The following is a 19,699-nucleotide window of genomic DNA, read 5'->3' as shown; positions in this document are numbered from 1 at the left end:
ACAATCAATGGATTATATTTTACTTTTTTTAACATTCATGTAAAATATAGTTTATATCAAAATATTGGTGATTTAAATGGATATCAAGAAAGTTGTAGTAGCCGGTGGAGGAGTTTTAGGTAGTCAAATTGCTTACCAATCTGCATACTGCGGATTTGATGTGACAGTCTGGTTAAGAAGCGAAGGTTCAATCGAAAGGGCAAAACCTAAATTCGAAAGACTTTTAAACATCTATCAAGCAACACTTGAACAAATGAAAACTGATAAGTCAGCTTATTGCAGAGGATTCAGCAAAACCCCTGACTTGACCGATGAAGAGATTGATGCCTTAAAAGAACAAGCTCAAAAAGCATTTGACAGCTTGACATTAACCACAAGTTATGAAGAAGCAGCAGAAGATGCAGACCTTGTAATTGAAGCAATTGCAGAAGACCCAGAACAAAAAATTCAATTCTATAAAGAATTGGCTAATTTCCTTCCGGAAAAAACAATTGTCGTTACAAACTCATCAACATTGCTTCCAAGCCAATTTGCGGAATATACAGGAAGACCTGAAAAATACCTTGCATTCCACTTCGCAAACAACATTTGGGCTCAAAACACCGCTGAAGTAATGCCACACCCTGGAACTGAACAACAATACTTTGACGCAATTGTCCAATTTGCAGAAGACATCAACATGGTACCTATTAAAGTATTGAAGGAACAACCTGGATATGTGCTCAATTCATTGCTTGTACCGTTCCTATCCGCTGGACAGGCATTATGGGCTGAAGAAGTTGCAGACCCTGAAACAATCGACTTGACTTGGAGACTCGCTACAGGTTCACCAAACGGACCGTTCCAAATTTTAGATATTGTAGGACTTGTAACTGCATATAATATTGTCATTATGGATCCTAGATCTCAAGACCCTGAAACAACTCAAGGTAAAATAGCTAAAAAGCTTAAGGAAAAAATTGATGCTGGTGAAACAGGTATCAATGCGGGCAAAGGATTCTACGAATATTAATGATTTTTATCATTTAATTTTTTTCTTTTTTTAAAGGGTGTCCTTGAAATGGTTGAATATGCGGTTTATTATTTCCTTGCTTGTGAAAATTCCGTGGATTAAAATAATATTTTGTCCTGTTCCTGCCTGTTTGACTGATGTTTTGATGTTGTTGATAGCTATTTTAGATTCTATGCATACAGTTGGTGATGGGCATATTTACTATTTTTTCAAATCGTTCCATATAGCAATATTATTATAATATTAACCATAAAGCTAACATCATGCATTTCGTTAAAGCTAAGGGCATATTCACTTCAGACTACGGCATAAACTTGTATAGGGGATGCACTCACGGTTGTATCTATTGTGACTCAAGAAGCGAAGTCTATCATTTAAACCATAAGTTTGAAGATATTGAAGTGAAGGAAAATGCGGTTGAATTGCTTAAAAAGGAATTGATTAAAAGAAAGCCATTCATGGTTGTAACCGGTGCAATGACTGACCCTTACGTTCCAATTGAAATGAGATTGAAGCATGTCCGCAAATGTCTGGAATTGATTTACAGGTATGGATATGGTTTTTCATGCCTTACAAAATCCGATTTGATTCTTCGCGATTTGGATTTGCTTAAAAAGATCAATGAAAAAACGAAAGTCGTTGTTCAGATAACATTAACAACTGCCGATGATGATTTATGCAGGGTAATTGAACCGAATGTCTGCCCAACATCAAAGCGGGTTGAAGTGCTAAAAAAATTAGATGAAAACAATATTCCTGCTGTCGTTTGGTTATCTCCAATATTGCCCCATATCAATGACAGTGAGGATAATATTAATTCTATTTTGGATTATTGTGTTGATACAAACGTAAAAGCGGTATTGAACCTGGATATGGGTTTTTCGTTAAGGCCAGGCAATCGTGATTATTTCTACAAAAAGTTGGATGAAAATTTCCCAGGTTTAAAAGAAAGATATATTGATGAATTTGGGGAGAAAAATTTCATTTACAGCAAAAATAATAGAAAATTAAAAGGACTCATAAATGATAGATGCCGGAAGCATGGAATGCTTTATAAACAGGAGGAAATAATTGATTATGTGCATGAATTTCCATCAAATTCTGTCCAATCCAAACTAATCTAGCTTAAACTCTTTTTTCATGCAAACGACAATATCATATTCTATGAATTGCCTGAAATTATTTATAACTGTTAATTTAACTTTTCATATAATTTAGGATATGAAATCAAAATAATTCATTTAAATCTTTTAACCGTAATAGTGACTAGTCAATTGAGGGTTGACATTACCGTTTTTGTATAATTCGTTCCACATTTCTATAGATTCATTATACATTCTTACAAATCCTCTCCAGCTCATATTTTCACCTCTTCAAATGTTTCAGTTCACTTTAAACTTACTTATTATTTTAAAAAAAAATTATATAAATAGTTTTTCGAATGTAAGTACTTACATGCATCTTTAAATATGAAATTAAAGGTAAAAATAGTTATTTTGAAGTATGCAATAGACATTAGTTTCTTTTTAAAAAAAACTTTTGTCCGAATTGCATATCATTTTTCGCTTAGAATTTTTTGCCTATTTCATATGCTTCAATAAGCTTGTTTGGCTGATTTCTGACATCGCCCAAATTTCCAACATCCAGAACATCCAGAATCTGATAGTGCATGTTCATTTGAAATGGCTGAATCTTTGTAAGCTCGATATATGAATCATAATATCCTTCCGGACCAAGGTGTGTGAAAATTAATGCAACTTTGCCCGATAGAGGAATTAGGGGGTTATGTGTGATTCCATACATCCTGTCAAGCAATACTTTAAGGGCCCCGGTCATCTGTCCGAAGTATATGGGTGTTGAAACAATCAGCCCTTCGGCTTCGGCAATCTCGTGGGTAACCTTAAATCCGTCATCCTTGAATACGCAATCCTTTCCCTGCATGCACACACCACATCCACGGCACGGATGAACTTCCAGATTGCTGATATAATGTTTAACTACGTTGTGACCGTTTTCCTCAGCCCCCTTGATCATTTCATCAAGCAGCATGTCAGTGTTGGCATGTTTTCTTGGAGAGCCCATTATAGCTACAATGTTCATATTACATTATCTCTAAAACATTGGATATATGTTTAATCATGGAAAGAATTGATTACATATGCAACATTTTTTATAATAACTGGATTAAAGATATTACTAGAGGGATTAAATGACACAAGCTACATTAGGTTTTGGGGCAATGAGACTTCCACAGACAGATGATAATGACCCCACATCAATCGATATGGAAGAATTTACACGAATGGTTGACTATTTTATGGAACAGGGATTCAATTACTTTGATACCTCCTATGCATATCATGACGAGGCCTCTGAAGGGGCTCTAAAAAAGGCACTGGTTGAAAGATACCCAGGGGAAGCCTATCAGATTGCAAATAAGATTCCAACATGGCTTCTTAGGGAAGAGAAAGACAATGACATGCTTGTTGACATAATGCTTGAAAGACTTGGAATAGAATACTTTGACGTGCTTTTAATACACAACATCAACAAGGCACTGATAAGCAAGGCTGAACATGCCAACAGCTTTGAATACATCAAAAGAGCAAAGGAAAATGGAAAGGCATTGAAGGTCGGAATAAGTTTCCATGAAAAGGAAGAACTTTTTGAAGATGTTTTGGAAAAATATGGTGATGTCATTGATGTTGCGCTGATTCAGCTTAACTTCATGGACTGGACAGACCAGAGGATTCAATCCAAAAAGATTCACGGCCTATGCGTTAAGTATGGGATTGAAGTTCAGGTAATGGAGCCTGTCAAAGGAGGAACACTATTAAATGTCTCTGATGATGTTAAAGGGAAATTCGCGGATTATTCGGATAAGTCTATTGTCGATTGGGCATTGAGATTTGCAGCATCTCAGGAAAATGTTACAGTAGTTTTAAGCGGAATGAGCAACCTCGAACAGATGAAGGAAAACTGCGAGACCTTCAAGAATCTTGAAAGTATCACGCAGCAAGACCATAAGTTTTTAATGAAAATGGCCCATGAAATCAAAAAGTCCTTAGCCATTGACTGCAGCTTCTGCAATTACTGTTTGAAGGACTGTGAGATGAATATTCCAATTCCGGATTTCTTTAACCTTTATAACAGTGAAAAACTATATCATTTGGAATCAAATGTAGATTTGTACAATACCACGGCAAAGGTCTATGCTCCGGCATCTGCCTGCAGCGAATGCGGAACCTGTGTTGATATATGCACACAGCAGCTGGACATTCCGGCATTGTTGAAGGATGTTGCAGATCTATTCGGAAAGTAGTCTGAAAGGATTCATGTTTCTGATTATTGATTCGATTAAAAAATTAGTAAATAGGCAGGGCATCAATAGACCTAAGCAAATTCCCTGCGGTCACTGTTTTATTGTAATATGTGTCATTTTGGGCTGTTTCAAATACGATTACGTTATGATTTTTTTGAGCGAGAGGTATTGATACCCATTCAGGTGAAGTTCCTGTCTTGATTGTATATGCAGGATAGCTTAAGTCTTTGCCTATCCTGTTGGCGTAATCCATTGTTGTAGTTGATTTGTTGTCGACAACGCCGACATATCTTTGCAGGTCCCAATAGTCTTCCATTTCATGAACATCAACAATAACGTAAGGATTATAGTTTTCAATATCTGGAACAACAAATTCATTTGCAAGCAGTTCACCCATATGTCGATTTGTATTATAATCGCTTATATTCATTCCGCTGTCCTTATAGTTAAGCTTGATGAAGTATACTATATACTTGTTGTTGAGGCCGTTTTCTTTGGTGAAATTCATTATTGTCTCATATGTTGCATTATGAATTCCGCCTTCAAGGCTGTGTACTCCCAAAATAAGTATTGCAGTGTTGCCGGAAAATTCATTGCCGCATGTTACTCTATAAACTGTACCGTTTGAGTTATTTCCAATCATTGTTGCATGCTTATCCAGATTTTCAACGCTTTGCTGCTCGCCGTGATATGTAAAAGTAGCAACTCCTGCAAAAACAATAAGTAAAATCAGTATAGCAAATAAAATCTTGACTATTCTTTTCATTGTAATATATATTTATCCTCGAGAGTATATAAAACTTTAAAATAGAACTCATTTCAGCTCTCTGAAAGATTTAATGATGTTTGTTTCTTATATATAAGTTAGAAATTTACTGATATTATCTGAACAATCTATCTGATTAAATTTAAAAAAATTCAAAAAAATTATATAATGAAACTAATACATATATATTATATATAAAAATGGGATTTTTTGGGTTAATAAAATGAATTTTTTCTGATTAATATTCAACAAGTTTAATAATTCAAAAATTCATTTGAATTGTTTTCTTAATTAATTTCATTTATTATTAATGAATAAAATTGAAATGAGGAAAAAATATGGCAGAAACAATGAAAGCTTGGAGAATTAATGAATTGGGAAAACCTCCTGTATTAGAGGATGTACCAATACCAGAACCTGGATTTGGCGAAATCTTAATTAAAATGGTCGGTGCAGGAATGTGCAGAACAGACCTTGAAGTCATTGATGAAGGTTTCATTACAGTTCCGTTTGAAGGACCATTCACATTTGGTCACGAAAACGCAGGAACCGTTGCAAAACTTGGTCCTGGAGTAGACACTGTCGAAGTCGGACAGAATGTTATTGTAGACACATTGCATGCATGCGGAAAATGTCAATACTGTCTTTCAGGCCGTGACAACTTCTGTGAAGTCGCAAGTGCACGTGGTCTTAAGGAAGATGGAGGAATGGCAGAATATATGATTGCCGATGCAAGGGAAGTTGCACCATTAGGTGACCTTGATCCTACAGAATATGTGGCATTGGCTGATGCAGGTCTATCCCCATACGGTGCTGTACAAACCGCAAAACCGTTCATTCCAAACAACGGTACTGCAGTTGTTATCGGTGTAGGAGGACTTGGATTCTACTGTTGCCAATACTTGGCTTTAACAACCTCCGCCCGCATTATTGTTGTAAACAGATCCGCTGATAAAATGGCTAAAATGACTGATTTTGGTGCTGACGAATTGGTTGTATTGGATGATAATGCATATGACAAAATCATGGAACTGACTGACGGCAAAGGTGTAGATGCAGTATTTGACTTTGTAGGAAGAGACAACAGTTTACAACTTGCTGCACAAATAACCAAAGGATTAGGACTTATATCCATTTTAGGTCTTGGTGGAGGAACACTCCCTGTAAGCTGGACTACAGTTAAACCTGGTGTAATGGTAAGGTTAACCCAAGGTGGAACAATTACAGACCTTTACGAAATTATGGATCTTGCAAAAGCTGGAAAAATCACAGTTCAGGCTCAAAAATATCCATTCAGTAAAGTTCTGGAAGCTCTTGATGACTTAAGAAACGGAAGAGTTGAAGGTAGAGCAGTCATCACCTTCGAAGAGTTTGACGAATAGATTTTTAAAAGGACTTTACATGTCCTTTCCTTTACTTTTTTTCATATTTTTGATATCTGCATTTCAAAGAATGCATAAAATATATTTTTTAAGAGACATATTATTAATCATGAACAGTGAAAACTCTCCAAAAGTCGAAATTCATGATAACTATAAGATTGATGGTGAAATTCAAAACACTCAAAATAAGTATTATTTCATATTCCATCAAAGAAAACTGCTGCTAGTAAACAATCAGGTACCGCTAATCTCAAATCTTGAAGAAATCCATATTAAAGATGATGACATTAAAAATAAATTATTTATCGGATTATTTTATGATAATGACTGTTTTGCAGTTGAATTAAATGAAAACTTCAATGAAGAAGATTTTATTTTAAAGAATAAAAGCAATGATATTTTTGAAAATGCTGATTTAAATCAGATTAGAAACATCAAGATTGAAGACTTTTATGATGAGGCGGAACATAACTTAACCATTAAAAATATCGAATCAGGAAAGATTAAAAATCTTAAGATTGATGAAATGAATCAGAGCGGAGAGGAATATATCAGAATTAAGGATTTGAAGCCAAAGTCAAATGAAAATGAAATCATTTTTCACAACCTGTTCATTGTTTTTGAAATTAATGAGGAAATCTATCTAATCAGCGGCAGAGCCATACAGATTATTGATTGGGAAAACAACCATCAATTCTGCGGAAGATGCGGAGCTAAAACAGCTACCATCCCTGGAAGGAGAGTGAAAATTTGTCCGGAATGCGGATTCAAAAGCTTTACAAGAATATCACCTTCCATCATTACTACAATTACTAAAGAGGAAGAAAATGAGAATGGGGAGGTTATAAATAAGCTTCTGATGGCAAACCATTCATATCACAAAGGAATGGGATATACATTGGTTGCAGGATTTTTGGAAGCAGGAGAAACAATAGAGGATGCCGTTAAAAGGGAAGTTCGGGAAGAGGTTGGCATTGAAGTCGAAGACATCAAATACTTTGCAAGCCAATCCTGGCCATTTCCAAATTCCTTGATGATTGGGTGTACATGCAAATACAAATCCGGTGAGATAAAGGTGGATGGAAGTGAAATTGTTGATGCAAAATGGTTCAGTAAAGAAGAAATAGATAATCCTCCGTTAGATATCTCCATATTCTCAAAACTGGTTGAAGATTTTAAGGAGAACTATTGAAAAGTCATAGATCCATTTTTAAAATGGAAATTAGTGATTTTTTTTGAATGATCAGATTGGATTAATCGACCCCAGGAATACGGAAGAATGCCCCAAAGGACATTCTAACATCGAGATTTAGTTTGATATTAATCATTTTTGCTTTTTGAGCATTTTTCAGCATCTATTGCAATAACGAACATTAAAACATGTAATGCATGCTGAGGACTGACAATATCCATAACGTATGTATCTGTCAGGTTCAATAGCTGTTTATCGATTGTGGCAACCAGATTTCTATTTGAATCATGAATGCTGTAGCTCCAATCTGTGAAATTTCCTTGTGCAATCCAACCTAATGATTCTATGTTGTATGCTGAACCGAATAAGTTAAATCGTTTCTTTTTAATGCTGCCTATTTTTTTGCCTTTTTCATACAAATCAAATGTAGGTCTTAGAGATATGATTTTTTCTTTGACCTCTCCGAGTTCTTCACCCTGTGGAGAAACTATCTTTAGTTTATGCCCTAATGATAATTCCCCATGTACTTTGTATTCAATATTCCCGTCTTCGCCATAAATATTGTAGGAATCAAACCATGAGAACATTTTTTGTTTTAATAAAAGTTTCATAATTAACTCTCCTGTTCAATTGATAGTAGATATGTTATCTTTAGTTTAAAAAGTATATGTATTCCTTAAGTTATTTATAGTTCATTCTTTAGTTTTTTTCATAGACTCTTAGATGAGATTTAAATATGAAAAATACATAAATAATTAATGGTAATGACAAAGTTTAATCAAAACTTTTCAATTTTTGTTGAAAAGGAGGAGATTTTCTAAGAGTAAACTAAAACAATCACTGGAGGGGGTAAAAATATGTTTATGAATATGTTTATGAATATTATAAGGATATTAATAATTCTTTTAATAATCTATGCTGTATTTAAAGGCTTAAAAACATTATTAAAAATAGCAGTAATTATATTAGTTATTTTCATAGTGTTAGGATTCATAGGATTCTAATTCTTACCTATTAAACTTATATTTGGAGGTTAAATATGAATAAAAAGATATTTTTTGCACTAACTGTTACTGTTGTAGCCATCTTTGCTATCGGAACTGCATCTGCATTTGATTTTTCAGATTTAGGGTCAATATTTGGAACCCCACCGGATCAGAATGTAACTCTTGATGGAGAAACTTTCCACATTCCTGGAACATTCAAAGAAAATCTAAATGTTAGTAAAAATTCAACTGAAAGAGATTATTATATTTTCAAAACAACCGAATATGCAAAAGGATACAGGAATGACACCAATTACATTAACATTTTAATCACAGATTACAATGGCACCCTACCGGATAATGATTTAATTAACTATAATAACGGGACAGCTAAAAACATTTCTGGAGTAAAAGGTTTCCTGTATAATGATGGCATTGGTTATACTTACTCCTATGGTAAAGGCAGTAAAGTGATTTCAATACAATCAGACGATGTATCCCTTATCGGTCCTGTAATAGCTTAACCATTAAGCTATTATTTTATTTTTTTTTAAACAAATTATTTCTGTGATTGATACTGCAAATGCTTAATTATAAATGCACCTTGATTTTGAAAATATTCATTTCAAACCAAATAAGGTTTTGTTAATGCAGACTAATTTAAAAATTATTGGCTGTTGTTGAATTGAGTTTATTCATTTTTTTCATTATTTTTTTTAAAGATTGTTGCATTATATTTAAATATCACTAAAATAAAAATATTATTAGCACTTAACTGTGGTGTTTTTTTAAAATAAAATATTTTAAGGTGAAAAAATGGGTTTAGGAGATATTTTATCAAAGTCAATATCCTATCCGTTCTCAGATTTAACAAAATTTTTGATGGTAGGTATTGGCGTACTTATTGTGGATTTCGATACAATTTTCGGCGATATATTTGGAACAGAGTCATTCATGGTTATCATTGGATTACTAATAGCTTTTTTATTCTCAATAGTTATGAGCGGTTATTCAATTAGTGTAATTAAAAAAGGGATTGACAATTTAAATGAAATTCCGAGTTTTGATTTTGCAAATAATTTTGTGGATGGTATCAAACTAATTATTATAGGAATTGTTTACTTCATCATTCCACTAATTATAACTCTTGTTCTCTTATTCGTATTTGGAGCAATTGGATCAGGAATTAATCAGGTTGCGGGATCTTTAGGAATTTGGGGACTGCTTGCAGTAATTGTATTTATAATATTTGGAATATTTGCAATAGTTGCTCAGGCAAGATTTGCCATATCTCACAGCATCAGTGATGCATTAAGCATTGGCGAAGTATTTGAAGACGTAAAAAGAATTGGAATATTGAAAATTATCTTATTCTTAATAATCGCATTCATCCTTATATTTGTTCTGACTTTAATCTTATCAGTAATGACAGTTATTCCAGTCATTGGTGCAGCGATAATTGATATCCTTCTTGGTGGATTTATTTTCTTATTCGTCAATTATGGTATAGGTTTATTATATGCAGAATAGATAACATTTCTATTCTTCTTTTTTTATTTTTTAAATTAATTTTGGCTTAATTATTTTTAGATTTCAGTCATTTGCCGAATCATCAGATGGTGTTAGCTTCTTTTTTAATTTCATAAGTGTCGATTTTGGAATTTAGGAATCTTTTAAGTACAAAAATCATTGCAATAGCTTCAGTGACATTGCTTAATATGATGGATAAATATATTCCAAGGCTGCTTAGGCCTAAAATATGGGTGAACACTGTCATAGAAACTATTAGGAGTATCAAATTGAATATAAGAAACATAAATGTATAAGAACTCTTTTCAAGACCGAAAAATACATAACTGCAGCCCATAATTATTGGGAATGTTATTATGTATATTATAATGAAAATTAGCATGTTTCTCACTTCGTTCATGACAACATATTCAGTAGAAAAGATGCTTATGATTGGATTGTGGAATAGGGCAAGTGTTAGGGCAATTAGTATGGCCATGGCAAGTCCCAGTGATAATATTTTTCGTACTGTCCTTTTAATTTCTCTGAATCTTTTTGCCCCTGCCAAATGTCCAGTTACAATACTTAAACTCTTTAATATTCCCTGAATTGGAGTAAATACTGTTGTTTCAATATTAAGTATTATTATGTATGTAAAAGCGGCAATAGGTGAGGCATAAATGTGAAGTGAATATGTAATTATGGTTCCGATAATGGTTAAAATAAAGCCGGTTAAAATAATTGGTATGGCCAGTACAATAATTTCCTTTAAGACTTTAATATCTAATTTAAATCCTTTTAGGTGAATTTTCACTAAGGTATCTTTTTTTATTGAATACAGATAGATGAATAAAATGACTGAAAAGATACTTCCCATTATTGTTGCAATGGCTGCTCCCATCATCCCCATCTTAAAATTAAAAATCAATATGGGATCTAAGACAATATTTAATATATTTCCTGCCACAACAATAAGTGTTGCTCTTGTCGTATCCCCTTCACTTCCTAAAATGGCAGAAAAGAAGTTATTTATCATAATTATCATGATAAAACCCAAACAGGGAGCGATATAAGCAAATATCATGTTGGTGTATTCAGGAATACCTGCCATTAGGCAGATCGGTTTGATAAGTGGTATGCCTATAATCGGAATAATGACCGATAGGACCAAAATCAAAAGCAGGCTGTGTTCGGCATATTGTTCTGTTTTTTCTATTTCATTAGCTCCAAAGGCATTTGAAATCAGGATAGTGGTTGACCTGCCAATTCCATCTCCCATATTATCAAAAACGTATATAAAATTTGAAATATAACCCATACAGATGATGGCGGATGTGCCCAGGCCGTCAATCCAGTAAATGTCGATAATGGAGTATAGTGAATTCAAAAAATAGAGTATTATGATTGGTATGCCTAGCATTATTGTTGATTTCACGGGATTCAATTGGATTTCTTTTACATGTTCGCTCATAATCTCTAAATTAAATTATGTATTCACATGTTAAATAACTTATTGGAATTTCATGTATAAAATATATAAAAAAAGTTTTTTAAGATATTTAAGTGAAAAAATTGTAGAAATCATTGAATTTAAATGGCAACTGTATTTTCACTGCACTAAATAGTTTTTAAAAATAGAAGTTTTGCAATGATTTAAAAATAGAATTTGAATTGTTTAAAAAAAATAGAAAATTACTAGAATTAAAAAATTCTAGTTAAAAAATTTGATATTCTCTACTTGGGTTACTCTACCATCTTATAAGCATCATAAGCAGCGTAAATTGCAAAGATCAATGATAAAATGGATAGTAAGAATCCTGTAAAGAATGATATTATAGCTATAACAATTGCAATTACAAAGAAAATTACACCTTTTTTAATGTCTCCAGCATAAGCTTGACCTAATCCAGGAATTAAAAAAGATAAAATTGCTGCAAGAATAGCATTTGCCATTTGATTTTCCTCCCTTAGATTAATTATTTAAAATTTTGTTTTTTCTATGTTATAAAGTTAATTATTGTTATAATGTTAAATTAGGAAAAGTTATTCATTTAGTTAAACAAATAAACATATAATTTCAAAAAATGATTGAATAAAATTTATTCTAGGTTATTTTCATTTTTTAAATACAATCCATGTATATGTAAATGCAGCAGATACGATGACTGCAATGAGAGTAGGGCCTAAAAATATTGAATCAAAGCCTGCTGTTATCTGATAAACTGCAAAACCGACAAACCATGCGAATATGTTCCAATACCAGTCCTTTGCTTCATTATTTCCATTTCCGAAGTAGAATGAAACCACAAGTACTGAAGCCATTGGAGCAAAAACAGAACTGATGAGATAAAGAAAAGAAATGTAATGGTCCATAATCCCTGAAATTGCTAAAATCGCACTTAAAAAACTGACTATGACACCTGCAATTTTAGGATCCAGTCTGTTGAATATTGCTTTTGAGGATTCTCCGGCAGAATTTGTTGCAAGGAAATTGGTTGTGACTGTAGACAGCACCAGAATGAATACTCCCTGTACGCCAAGGCCTGAAATCAGAATCGCCTGTGAAATGTCGACAGTTCCAATGCACACGATTTCAATACCAATGAAATACATCCAGAGGCTTGCAACAGTATACGCGAGTGCTGATAATGCTGTCGCTTTTTTAGGATTTTCAACGTCTTTTGTATAATCGGAAATCACTGGCAGCCATGAAATAGGCATTGCAATTGAGATTTCAAAGATGTTCCAGAATGTCAGTGCAGCTGAATTTGCAACAGGAATTAAATGATTTCCATTTATTCCGAATAGCTTAACGGATAGTATGACAAGCAGCACTGTGAGGATTATCATGATTACGCTTGTTATTCTTGAAGTGCGCCTGAGGCCTACATAAACCCATATTGCTATAAGAATGGCCAGAATTATGCATGTAAGAGCAAAGGATATCGGTATGTTCAAGCCCATCAGTGCCAATGCGCCCTGTGCATTCAATACCGCCACCCATGCAATGAGCTGAAGCACATTAAGTGTGGCAAAAAACTTTGAACCGAAATTACCGAAAGTTGATTTGATTGATTCCATTGCATTTACTCTAAGCCGGGCACCTATAAGACCAACGAAATAAAGCAATACTCCTCCAATTACATGTCCTAGTATCAACGGGACCCAAATTGAATTAAGGGGTGCTGCAGATCCGATTTGTATGCCTGCCTGAATTTCAGAAACTGAAATTGCAACGCCGAACCATATTATCATGTTGGTAAAAAGTCCCGTACGATTCTCCATGTTTGTCCTCAAAAATTGATTTTTTTAAATAAGCTATATATAAATAGGTTTATATGACATATAAAAATTTTCAGTACAAAAATGTACATTGAATTAATCTAATTGAAATTTTTTAGAATATAATTTAAAAAAATAGTTTTAAAAATAAAAACCCTAAATCAAATCAGAACAGTTCCCATTGCAGCAATCGCTATAACTGCAATGGAACCTATTTTGAATTAAAGCTAAAAGGATAAATTGACTTTATCCAAAGCTTTAATATATTTGTCTGCATAAGTCTGTTTAGCGGTTATTGAGTAATTACTCTCTGTTTCATAGATATAAGAAACCAAACCCATATTTGCAATAGGTACAGTAATATAGGCAGGACTTGAACCTAACTGCGGATCATATCTTTTAATGTGTGGTGTCAATTTCAGCAGCCTTTTTAAATAAAGGGAAGATTTCTTATGAATCTTTTTACTTATTTTGACTGTTTTGATGTTTTTATTAGAAATCATATGGATGAATCGAGGATATTTGTATCCGCTAGCTATATAGCTTGTTTCATGGATATCTGTTGTTATTTTAGGTTTTTCATTAGCTATGTCCTTAATTATGTATTTGTTTCCTAATATCTGGCCGTTCATTCTGCTTTGTGAATAGCTGTTCTGGTCTTTGGTCACATGAATGTAATATAACACATACTTTCTTTTTAATTGTTTGCTTTTCTTAATCAGGCTTTTATATATCTGCTTGTGCATTTCGCATTCCTGTACATGAACTCCAACAATCAGGGCAATGGTTTTTGTAGAAGACATATTGCCGAAGTAGAGCTTTTCTACATATCCTTTTGAAGTTCTACCTAAAATTCTTTTATATATATGAACTTTTGATTTGATTCCATCTTTTGAAACAGCAAAAAACTTTAAAACTTTATTTGATGCTAAATGTATAGGGCTTGTATATTTTTTGCTGTGAACGGTTGGTTTTTTACCGTCTGTGGAATAATAGATTGTTCCTTTCTTATCTGATTTAAGTTTTATAACTAATTTCTTGTCAGATTTAACAATCATCTTATTGATCCATACCTTAGGGGCTTTTTTAATGACTGCACTTGAATCTTTGGATTTCTCAGCAGTATTTTGATTAGCTGCTGAAGCGTTATCATTCATATCAGAAGAGTCATTGACATTTTGATTGGCATCCTCCTCAAAAGAAATAGAAGGCTGTAGACTGGTGTCATTTGTAATGGTGTCATTCGAATCGTCAGTTAAAACACTATTTTCAGCACTGACTGATGCAATCGAACACAATAAAGCCAGGAATATTAAAAGTAATATGAAATATTTTTTGTTAAACATGATTTAACCTCCCTCCAATTATTATAATAATTATTTTATTTAAGTTTGTATAAATAGTTATTAGATTATTTTAGAGTTACTGTTAAAACTGACATTGAATCAGTAATTGAATAGTGAAAACAGTCAACAGATAATATTTTTGAAATCATAATTAGTAAATTAGCAGAATAATATTTTTTAGAATATTCATATATACTATATAAAAGTTAACGTTAACTACTGTACAAATCTGTGTTTTGAATATTTCATAATCAAACATACACTTCAAACAGCAAAAAAATTCCTAAAAGACTATAACAATGCCTAAAATAATCTTGAGTGGTTAATCGCGAATTTTATTAATATTCGTAAATATGTAGCTGACAATCAAGATAAGACCTGTGATTAAGATGTAAATTGTTATTTCGAAATTATTGGAATTAACTGCTAAAGGTAATATGTATTTGAGTATAAATACCCATGTTTTTCCAACTTTCAACCTGTTGTTCTCATTCAATATAGGAATTACATTTTCAATATCATAGAACCATGTAAATATTATGCACTGAAGTATGATTAATAGGATAATCCAGAATTCGGTTAGAAATCCATCTACAACATTGATTAAATAACTGCTGATGGCTGTTGTGAACAATAATGACAACATGCATCCGAATATAGATAGCAGGGTTACTGTTTTTTTACGTGACCAGCCTATTTTGTGGCATAGTGAATTAATCAAAGGTTCAAGTTCAGCCATTGAAGAAGTTATTCCTGCAAATAGTATTGATATAAAGAGCATTGGCGCAAGTATATGTCCTATTGGTCCCATGACATCGAAAATCCTTGGAAGCACTACAAATACCAGCCCTGTCCCTTCGCTGACGAGTTGAGTCAATGGTGTTCCTGAGGTATAGGTCATGTATCCTAGAATGGAAAATATTCCAAATGCAGTAAACAGTTCAAATGCACAATTTGCGAAAACAACAACCAGAACGTTATCGGCCAATTTGGATCCTTCAGGCAGGTAACTGGCATATGTTAGTGAAATTGACTCTCCCATGCTTAGGGAGAAAACAATCTGTGAAAATGCTGCAAGCCAAATGTTTGCATTAAAAAGCAGGCTCCATTCAGGAGTCAGCAGGGCATTTATTCCAATATATGCTCCAGGAAGTGTCAGTGCATAGATGATGATAAATGCCATTAAAACAAAAAGTAATGGTATTAAAATCTTTGAGGCTTTACCTATTCCTTCATTCAGCTCCTTGTGTGTAATGAACCATACTAAAAACCATATTATAACCATGGATATTGCTGTTGGGATTAAAATTTGAGTCATATTTGATAGGTTTGAACTTCCGCCAACGTTTTTTATAAAATAAAGTGCGGTATCGCTTCCCCAGTTAAAGTTAAAACTGGATCCGATATAAACCAAATCCCATGCCACGATTACCAGGTAATATATTACAACAGAATAAACTATAAAGACTGTTATCCAGGAAAGATACTCTAATTTTGGATGAATTCCCTTTAATATATTGGAATATGAGTCTTTGTGTCTGAAACCAACGCCATACTCCATTATGAGAAACGGAATACCCATTATTAAAATTGCAATCAAATAGGGGATAAGAAATGTTCCTCCACCGTTGGTGTAAACTACATAGCTGTAACGCCAAATGTTGCCCAGTCCAACAGCAGCGCCTATCATGGATAGAAGAAAGGCAGTTCTCGAATTCCATTGACTTTGATTTTCCATATTTCTTTAGCCCCTGTAAATTATCTTTTTTTACAAAAAATTAAAAATTTCATTAAAAATTAATTCATCACAAATATAATTTAAAATTTTGAATATATATAAATATTTTTGAATGTAAGAATTTGCCCATGTGAATTTATTTTTTTCCAGAATGTTTCATTGATATTTTCTTTTCAAATCCTACAAATATAATGGCCTTGAATCTTTCGATGCGTATAATGCTGAAGGACATTTTTAATATTTTTCCTGTTTGTCTGGAACATCCAGTTAAGACTCACTGTCATGTACATGAGTTAACTTATATTTTACAATGTTAAAATTGTTTCATTTATTTGACAGTTAACAATAAATACTATGTTTCAGTGAAATCCATTTTACAGAGTTGAAACAATTTAACAGAGTGATTACAATTCGATTAAGTTTAAATATCAGAAGTATAATAGTTAAAAATGAATTAATTTTAAATTAATCAAAAGGAATTGGAGACAATAATATGATGGGCATTTATCCTATTGCATTCTTAAAAATTCAGTTGTTGCAAAATTTACAACAATTGCACATATGGAAACCATATAGAAAGTATGAATAGTTAACTATTACTATTAAAAGTAATAGTATTTATATATAACTAGTATGATTAAAAATAGTAGTCTTTATAAATAACTAATAATATATATACTAATAGTTATGGAGGGTAAACAATGAAAGATTTACAAAAGATATACATTAGAAATCAAATCTTAACAATGCCAATGAAAGTAAATCAAGAGTTAACATACAAAAACAGAAAATTTAATAAACGTTCAGACTATGATAACATTATTAAATATGTTGATAATTTCATTGCAGGAGAAAATTTAAATAGATTTCTTGTTTTACCGGGATTGAGGGATGTTGGAAAAACAACCATCTTATATCAAGTATATGAATATCTTTTGGTAGAAAAAAAAATAAACCCTCAGAATATTTTGTATTTTTCATGTGATCGGTTAAAAAGAACTGGAAATGCGGATATTTTTGATGTAGTTAATTATTACTGCGAATCATTTCATAATTCACTCATTGAAACATTATCTTCACCAGTGTTTATATTGATTGATGAAGCGCAATACGATAAAGAATGGGCATTGAATGGAAAATTAATATTTGATGGCACTAAAAATATTTTCATGATTCTTAGCGGGTCATCTGCATTAAAACTTTCCAGTAATCCTGATGCTGCAAGAAGGTTATTGAATATTCCAATTTATCCGTTAAGCTATTCCGAACATTTAAAGTTAAAATATGAAAATTTTAAAAATGATATTTCACTTTCAATAATTCAAATGATTTTCAATGGTGAAACACAAGACAGTGCAGAAATAGAAAGAAGAATGATTAATATTTATTCGAATTTCCAAAACTTTAATGTATCTGAATGGAAGAATTACTTACTATTTGGAGGTTTTCCTTCATCATTTTATCAAAATACCAATGAAATAACTAAAAAAATTGTAGATATGGTTGAAAAGGTTGTAACAACAGATATGAACAATATTGAAGGCATTGCTAATGGCACACAAGATTTAGCTTTCCAAATTTTGAATTATTTTGCTTTTCAAAATCCAGGTGAAGTGTCTATTGGTTCTCTTTCAAATCAGTTTGATGCCAAAAAACCATTAGTCACTAAAGTATTAGATATTCTTGAAAAAACACAATTGATATTTCATATTGAAGCTTTTACTTCTTCAGTTAAAAGAACAACAAAACCTCATGAATATTTTTTTGCAACACCAAGTTTAAAGCATAATCTCGCTTTAGATGTAGGTAATGCAATACTTGAAGATGAAACAGCATATTTTGGAAAACTTCTTGAAAGTTATGTCGCTTCCAGTTTTCATGATTTAGATAATAAAAGCACCATATCCTATAAAACATATTATGATGACAGTAAGAAGAAAAGCAGCGATAAAAATGTTGATTTCATTGTTCAAAGAGGATTGGAAAAACCTATTCCAATTGAAGTAAGCTGTGGCGATAAAGATAAAAGTCAAATTAAACGCGCTATCCGTAAATATCATTCCACCCATGGAATCATTATTTCAAATACTCATCCAAATATTGTTAAAGAGGACAATATTATTTCTATTCCCCCGGAAATATTTGCTTTCATGTAGATTTTGAATAATTTGGCATATGGATGGATTTGAAGAAAGGCAATACTATATAATCTAATCATTAAAATTTATAAATGTATTATTGTTTTTCGTTTTGAATATTTGCTTAGAAAACATTCACTTTAAACGTTTTAAGAGACAATGGATTTACAGCAATATTTATTTAGTAAAAATTTCAAATTAGATATTATGAGAAATAGTGATTTGGATGGCGAAGAAGGATATGGGAGTTTAGAAAATATTCTTCATGTCAAACATATGCGAAAATTAGATAATAATAGTCAAAAAGCATATGTTAAAAAATTATGGGTGGAAAACCCTAAGGTATATTCTCAATGGAAACAATGGTGTATTGAGTTAGATCAATTACCTGATTTCTTTGGTACTGATGATAATCCTATTCCTATTGATGAATCTAAATTATAAAATCTTTTTTTGTATTATTTTTTCATATTGTAGTTTTGAATATTTGCTTAGAAAACATTCACTTTAAACGAAAATGTTGCTCCATTTAGGAGAAAAGATTATGGAACTGATGAAATGGCAATGGTGCATAATCATCAGGATGGTACTTTTTTAAGCCCAAGTGATTTTACTTCTGCATTCTTTAATAACAACAATATTAAATATATTGTAGTACATACAGATAATTATATATTTATAACTAAATTTATTGGAGTTCCGTCTAATGAGGAGGAACTTAATCAATTCCTTGATGAATATAATAATATTCGAGCAAGTTCTAGTCCAGATAGTTGTTGGAATAAATTTAATAGTAATCCAATTACTAAGAAATATGTTTCGGTAGATATGGTCGTGAAATTATGACTTGGTATAATCAAAAGAAAGTTAATGAGATGGGATTTGATAGCCCGGAATGGGTTAAAACATGCAAGGTTCTTGATGATCCTAATGTTTCTCAAGAAGATAAAGATAAAGCTTGGGAAAAATATAAACGAAATTTATTTGAAAGTATGGGGATTAGAAAAAAAAGTGTTTAATTATTTT

The 19,699-nt window shown here is 32.2% G+C and carries 18 protein-coding genes; 10 read left to right on the top strand and 8 right to left on the bottom strand.

Annotated features, from left to right (window positions below):
• Positions 1-76: 76 nt before the first annotated feature.
• Positions 77-1,012 carry a 3-hydroxyacyl-CoA dehydrogenase gene (locus QZU83_RS06290; RefSeq protein WP_295610572.1) on the top strand — a complete coding sequence of 312 codons (936 nt, stop codon included), beginning with the start codon at positions 77-79 and terminating at the stop codon, positions 1,010-1,012.
• A gap of 263 nt (positions 1,013-1,275) precedes the next feature.
• Positions 1,276-2,136 (top strand): radical SAM protein, encoded by an 861-nt coding sequence (locus QZU83_RS06285; RefSeq protein WP_295610570.1) that lies wholly within the window; start codon positions 1,276-1,278, stop codon positions 2,134-2,136.
• Between the two features lie 442 nt (positions 2,137-2,578).
• Here the strand turns inward: QZU83_RS06285 and QZU83_RS06280 are convergent, their stop codons facing one another.
• The gene (locus tag QZU83_RS06280) at positions 2,579-3,112 is read right to left on the bottom strand and encodes a flavodoxin family protein (protein ID WP_295610569.1); all 534 of its coding nucleotides are present in this window, start codon (positions 3,110-3,112) and stop codon (positions 2,579-2,581) included.
• Between the two features lie 109 nt (positions 3,113-3,221).
• On the opposite strand from QZU83_RS06280, the gene QZU83_RS06275 reads away from it, so the two are divergent.
• Positions 3,222-4,334, top strand: a complete 1,113-nt coding sequence (locus QZU83_RS06275) for an aldo/keto reductase (RefSeq protein WP_295610567.1) — start codon at positions 3,222-3,224, stop codon at positions 4,332-4,334.
• 43 nt (positions 4,335-4,377) lie between these two features.
• On the opposite strand, the gene QZU83_RS06270 is transcribed toward QZU83_RS06275, so the two are convergent.
• A complete protein-coding gene (locus QZU83_RS06270) occupies positions 4,378-5,100 on the bottom strand; it encodes a hypothetical protein (protein WP_295610565.1) in 723 nt (240 codons plus the stop codon).
• Positions 5,101-5,438: 338 nt separating this feature from the next.
• On the opposite strand from QZU83_RS06270, the gene QZU83_RS06265 reads away from it, so the two are divergent.
• Together QZU83_RS06265 and nudC are read left to right on the top strand one after the other, a co-directional pair.
• Positions 5,439-6,482 (top strand): NAD(P)-dependent alcohol dehydrogenase, encoded by a 1,044-nt coding sequence (locus QZU83_RS06265; RefSeq protein ID WP_295610564.1) that lies wholly within the window; start codon positions 5,439-5,441, stop codon positions 6,480-6,482.
• Positions 6,483-6,591: 109 nt separating this feature from the next.
• Positions 6,592-7,674 carry an NAD(+) diphosphatase gene (gene nudC, locus QZU83_RS06260; RefSeq protein WP_295610562.1) on the top strand — a complete coding sequence of 361 codons (1,083 nt, stop codon included), beginning with the start codon at positions 6,592-6,594 and terminating at the stop codon, positions 7,672-7,674.
• A gap of 128 nt (positions 7,675-7,802) precedes the next feature.
• Here the strand turns inward: nudC and QZU83_RS06255 are convergent, their stop codons facing one another.
• Positions 7,803-8,285 (bottom strand): LURP-one-related/scramblase family protein, encoded by a 483-nt coding sequence (locus QZU83_RS06255; RefSeq protein ID WP_295610560.1) that lies wholly within the window; start codon positions 8,283-8,285, stop codon positions 7,803-7,805.
• Positions 8,286-8,713: 428 nt separating this feature from the next.
• Between QZU83_RS06255 and QZU83_RS06250 the strand changes: the two genes are divergently transcribed.
• Both QZU83_RS06250 and QZU83_RS06245 read left to right on the top strand, forming a co-directional pair.
• Positions 8,714-9,184: a hypothetical protein gene (locus tag QZU83_RS06250; RefSeq protein ID WP_295610558.1), complete on the top strand. Its 471-nt coding sequence runs from the start codon at positions 8,714-8,716 to the stop codon at positions 9,182-9,184.
• Between the two features lie 292 nt (positions 9,185-9,476).
• The gene (locus tag QZU83_RS06245) at positions 9,477-10,190 is read left to right on the top strand and encodes a DUF4013 domain-containing protein (protein ID WP_295610556.1); all 714 of its coding nucleotides are present in this window, start codon (positions 9,477-9,479) and stop codon (positions 10,188-10,190) included.
• 82 nt (positions 10,191-10,272) lie between these two features.
• Here the strand turns inward: QZU83_RS06245 and QZU83_RS06240 are convergent, their stop codons facing one another.
• The 5 genes from QZU83_RS06240 to QZU83_RS06220 form a co-directional block, all read right to left on the bottom strand.
• Positions 10,273-11,640: an MATE family efflux transporter gene (locus tag QZU83_RS06240; protein WP_295610555.1), complete on the bottom strand. Its 1,368-nt coding sequence runs from the start codon at positions 11,638-11,640 to the stop codon at positions 10,273-10,275.
• Positions 11,641-11,912: 272 nt separating this feature from the next.
• A complete protein-coding gene (locus tag QZU83_RS06235; protein WP_295610553.1) occupies positions 11,913-12,122 on the bottom strand; it encodes a DUF6677 family protein in 210 nt (69 codons plus the stop codon).
• A 162-nt stretch (positions 12,123-12,284) separates the two neighbouring features.
• A complete protein-coding gene (locus QZU83_RS06230; protein WP_295610551.1) occupies positions 12,285-13,454 on the bottom strand; it encodes a cytosine permease in 1,170 nt (389 codons plus the stop codon).
• Positions 13,455-13,678: 224 nt separating this feature from the next.
• Positions 13,679-14,797, bottom strand: coding sequence for a chitobiase/beta-hexosaminidase C-terminal domain-containing protein (locus tag QZU83_RS06225; RefSeq protein WP_295610549.1), 1,119 nt, complete (start codon positions 14,795-14,797; stop codon positions 13,679-13,681).
• A gap of 322 nt (positions 14,798-15,119) precedes the next feature.
• Positions 15,120-16,535 (bottom strand): sodium-dependent transporter, encoded by a 1,416-nt coding sequence (locus QZU83_RS06220; RefSeq protein WP_295610547.1) that lies wholly within the window; start codon positions 16,533-16,535, stop codon positions 15,120-15,122.
• A 701-nt stretch (positions 16,536-17,236) separates the two neighbouring features.
• Between QZU83_RS06220 and QZU83_RS06215 the strand changes: the two genes are divergently transcribed.
• From QZU83_RS06215 to QZU83_RS06205, 3 genes are all read left to right on the top strand, one after another.
• Entirely contained in the window at positions 17,237-18,691 is a 1,455-nt protein-coding gene (locus QZU83_RS06215) for an ATP-binding protein (protein WP_295610545.1), read from the top strand.
• A 141-nt stretch (positions 18,692-18,832) separates the two neighbouring features.
• Complete coding sequence (locus QZU83_RS06210; protein ID WP_295610543.1) at positions 18,833-19,117, top strand: hypothetical protein; 285 nt, start codon at positions 18,833-18,835, stop codon at positions 19,115-19,117.
• A gap of 114 nt (positions 19,118-19,231) precedes the next feature.
• Entirely contained in the window at positions 19,232-19,519 is a 288-nt protein-coding gene (locus QZU83_RS06205) for a hypothetical protein (protein WP_295610541.1), read from the top strand.
• Positions 19,520-19,699: the final 180 nt, after the last annotated feature.

Source organism: uncultured Methanobrevibacter sp., assembly GCF_902771435.1.
Taxonomy (GTDB): domain Archaea; phylum Methanobacteriota; class Methanobacteria; order Methanobacteriales; family Methanobacteriaceae; genus Methanocatella.
The sequence above is the reverse complement of the archived record's forward strand: the minus strand, read 5'-3'. Positions and strand labels throughout refer to the sequence as shown.

Bases quoted from the DNA above. Each gene is read 5' to 3' on its own strand.
- QZU83_RS06255 (WP_295610560.1), bottom strand. From the start codon at position 8,285: ATGAAACTTTTATTAAAACAAAAAATGTTCTCATGGTTTGATTCCTAC.
- QZU83_RS06205 (WP_295610541.1), top strand. From the start codon at position 19,232: ATGGCAATGGTGCATAATCATCAGGATGGTACTTTTTTAAGCCCAAGT.
- QZU83_RS06240 (WP_295610555.1), bottom strand. From the start codon at position 11,640: ATGAGCGAACATGTAAAAGAAATCCAATTGAATCCCGTGAAATCAACA.
- QZU83_RS06210 (WP_295610543.1), top strand. From the start codon at position 18,833: ATGGATTTACAGCAATATTTATTTAGTAAAAATTTCAAATTAGATATT.
- QZU83_RS06235 (WP_295610553.1), bottom strand. From the start codon at position 12,122: ATGGCAAATGCTATTCTTGCAGCAATTTTATCTTTTTTAATTCCTGGA.
- QZU83_RS06225 (WP_295610549.1), bottom strand. From the start codon at position 14,797: ATGTTTAACAAAAAATATTTCATATTACTTTTAATATTCCTGGCTTTA.
- QZU83_RS06220 (WP_295610547.1), bottom strand. From the start codon at position 16,535: ATGGAAAATCAAAGTCAATGGAATTCGAGAACTGCCTTTCTTCTATCC.
- QZU83_RS06245 (WP_295610556.1), top strand. From the start codon at position 9,477: ATGGGTTTAGGAGATATTTTATCAAAGTCAATATCCTATCCGTTCTCA.
- QZU83_RS06265 (WP_295610564.1), top strand. From the start codon at position 5,439: ATGGCAGAAACAATGAAAGCTTGGAGAATTAATGAATTGGGAAAACCT.
- QZU83_RS06285 (WP_295610570.1), top strand. From the start codon at position 1,276: ATGCATTTCGTTAAAGCTAAGGGCATATTCACTTCAGACTACGGCATA.
- QZU83_RS06230 (WP_295610551.1), bottom strand. From the start codon at position 13,454: ATGGAGAATCGTACGGGACTTTTTACCAACATGATAATATGGTTCGGC.
- QZU83_RS06280 (WP_295610569.1), bottom strand. From the start codon at position 3,112: ATGAACATTGTAGCTATAATGGGCTCTCCAAGAAAACATGCCAACACT.
- QZU83_RS06275 (WP_295610567.1), top strand. From the start codon at position 3,222: ATGACACAAGCTACATTAGGTTTTGGGGCAATGAGACTTCCACAGACA.
- QZU83_RS06270 (WP_295610565.1), bottom strand. From the start codon at position 5,100: ATGAAAAGAATAGTCAAGATTTTATTTGCTATACTGATTTTACTTATT.
- QZU83_RS06290 (WP_295610572.1), top strand. From the start codon at position 77: ATGGATATCAAGAAAGTTGTAGTAGCCGGTGGAGGAGTTTTAGGTAGT.
- QZU83_RS06215 (WP_295610545.1), top strand. From the start codon at position 17,237: ATGAAAGATTTACAAAAGATATACATTAGAAATCAAATCTTAACAATG.
- nudC (WP_295610562.1), top strand. From the start codon at position 6,592: ATGAACAGTGAAAACTCTCCAAAAGTCGAAATTCATGATAACTATAAG.
- QZU83_RS06250 (WP_295610558.1), top strand. From the start codon at position 8,714: ATGAATAAAAAGATATTTTTTGCACTAACTGTTACTGTTGTAGCCATC.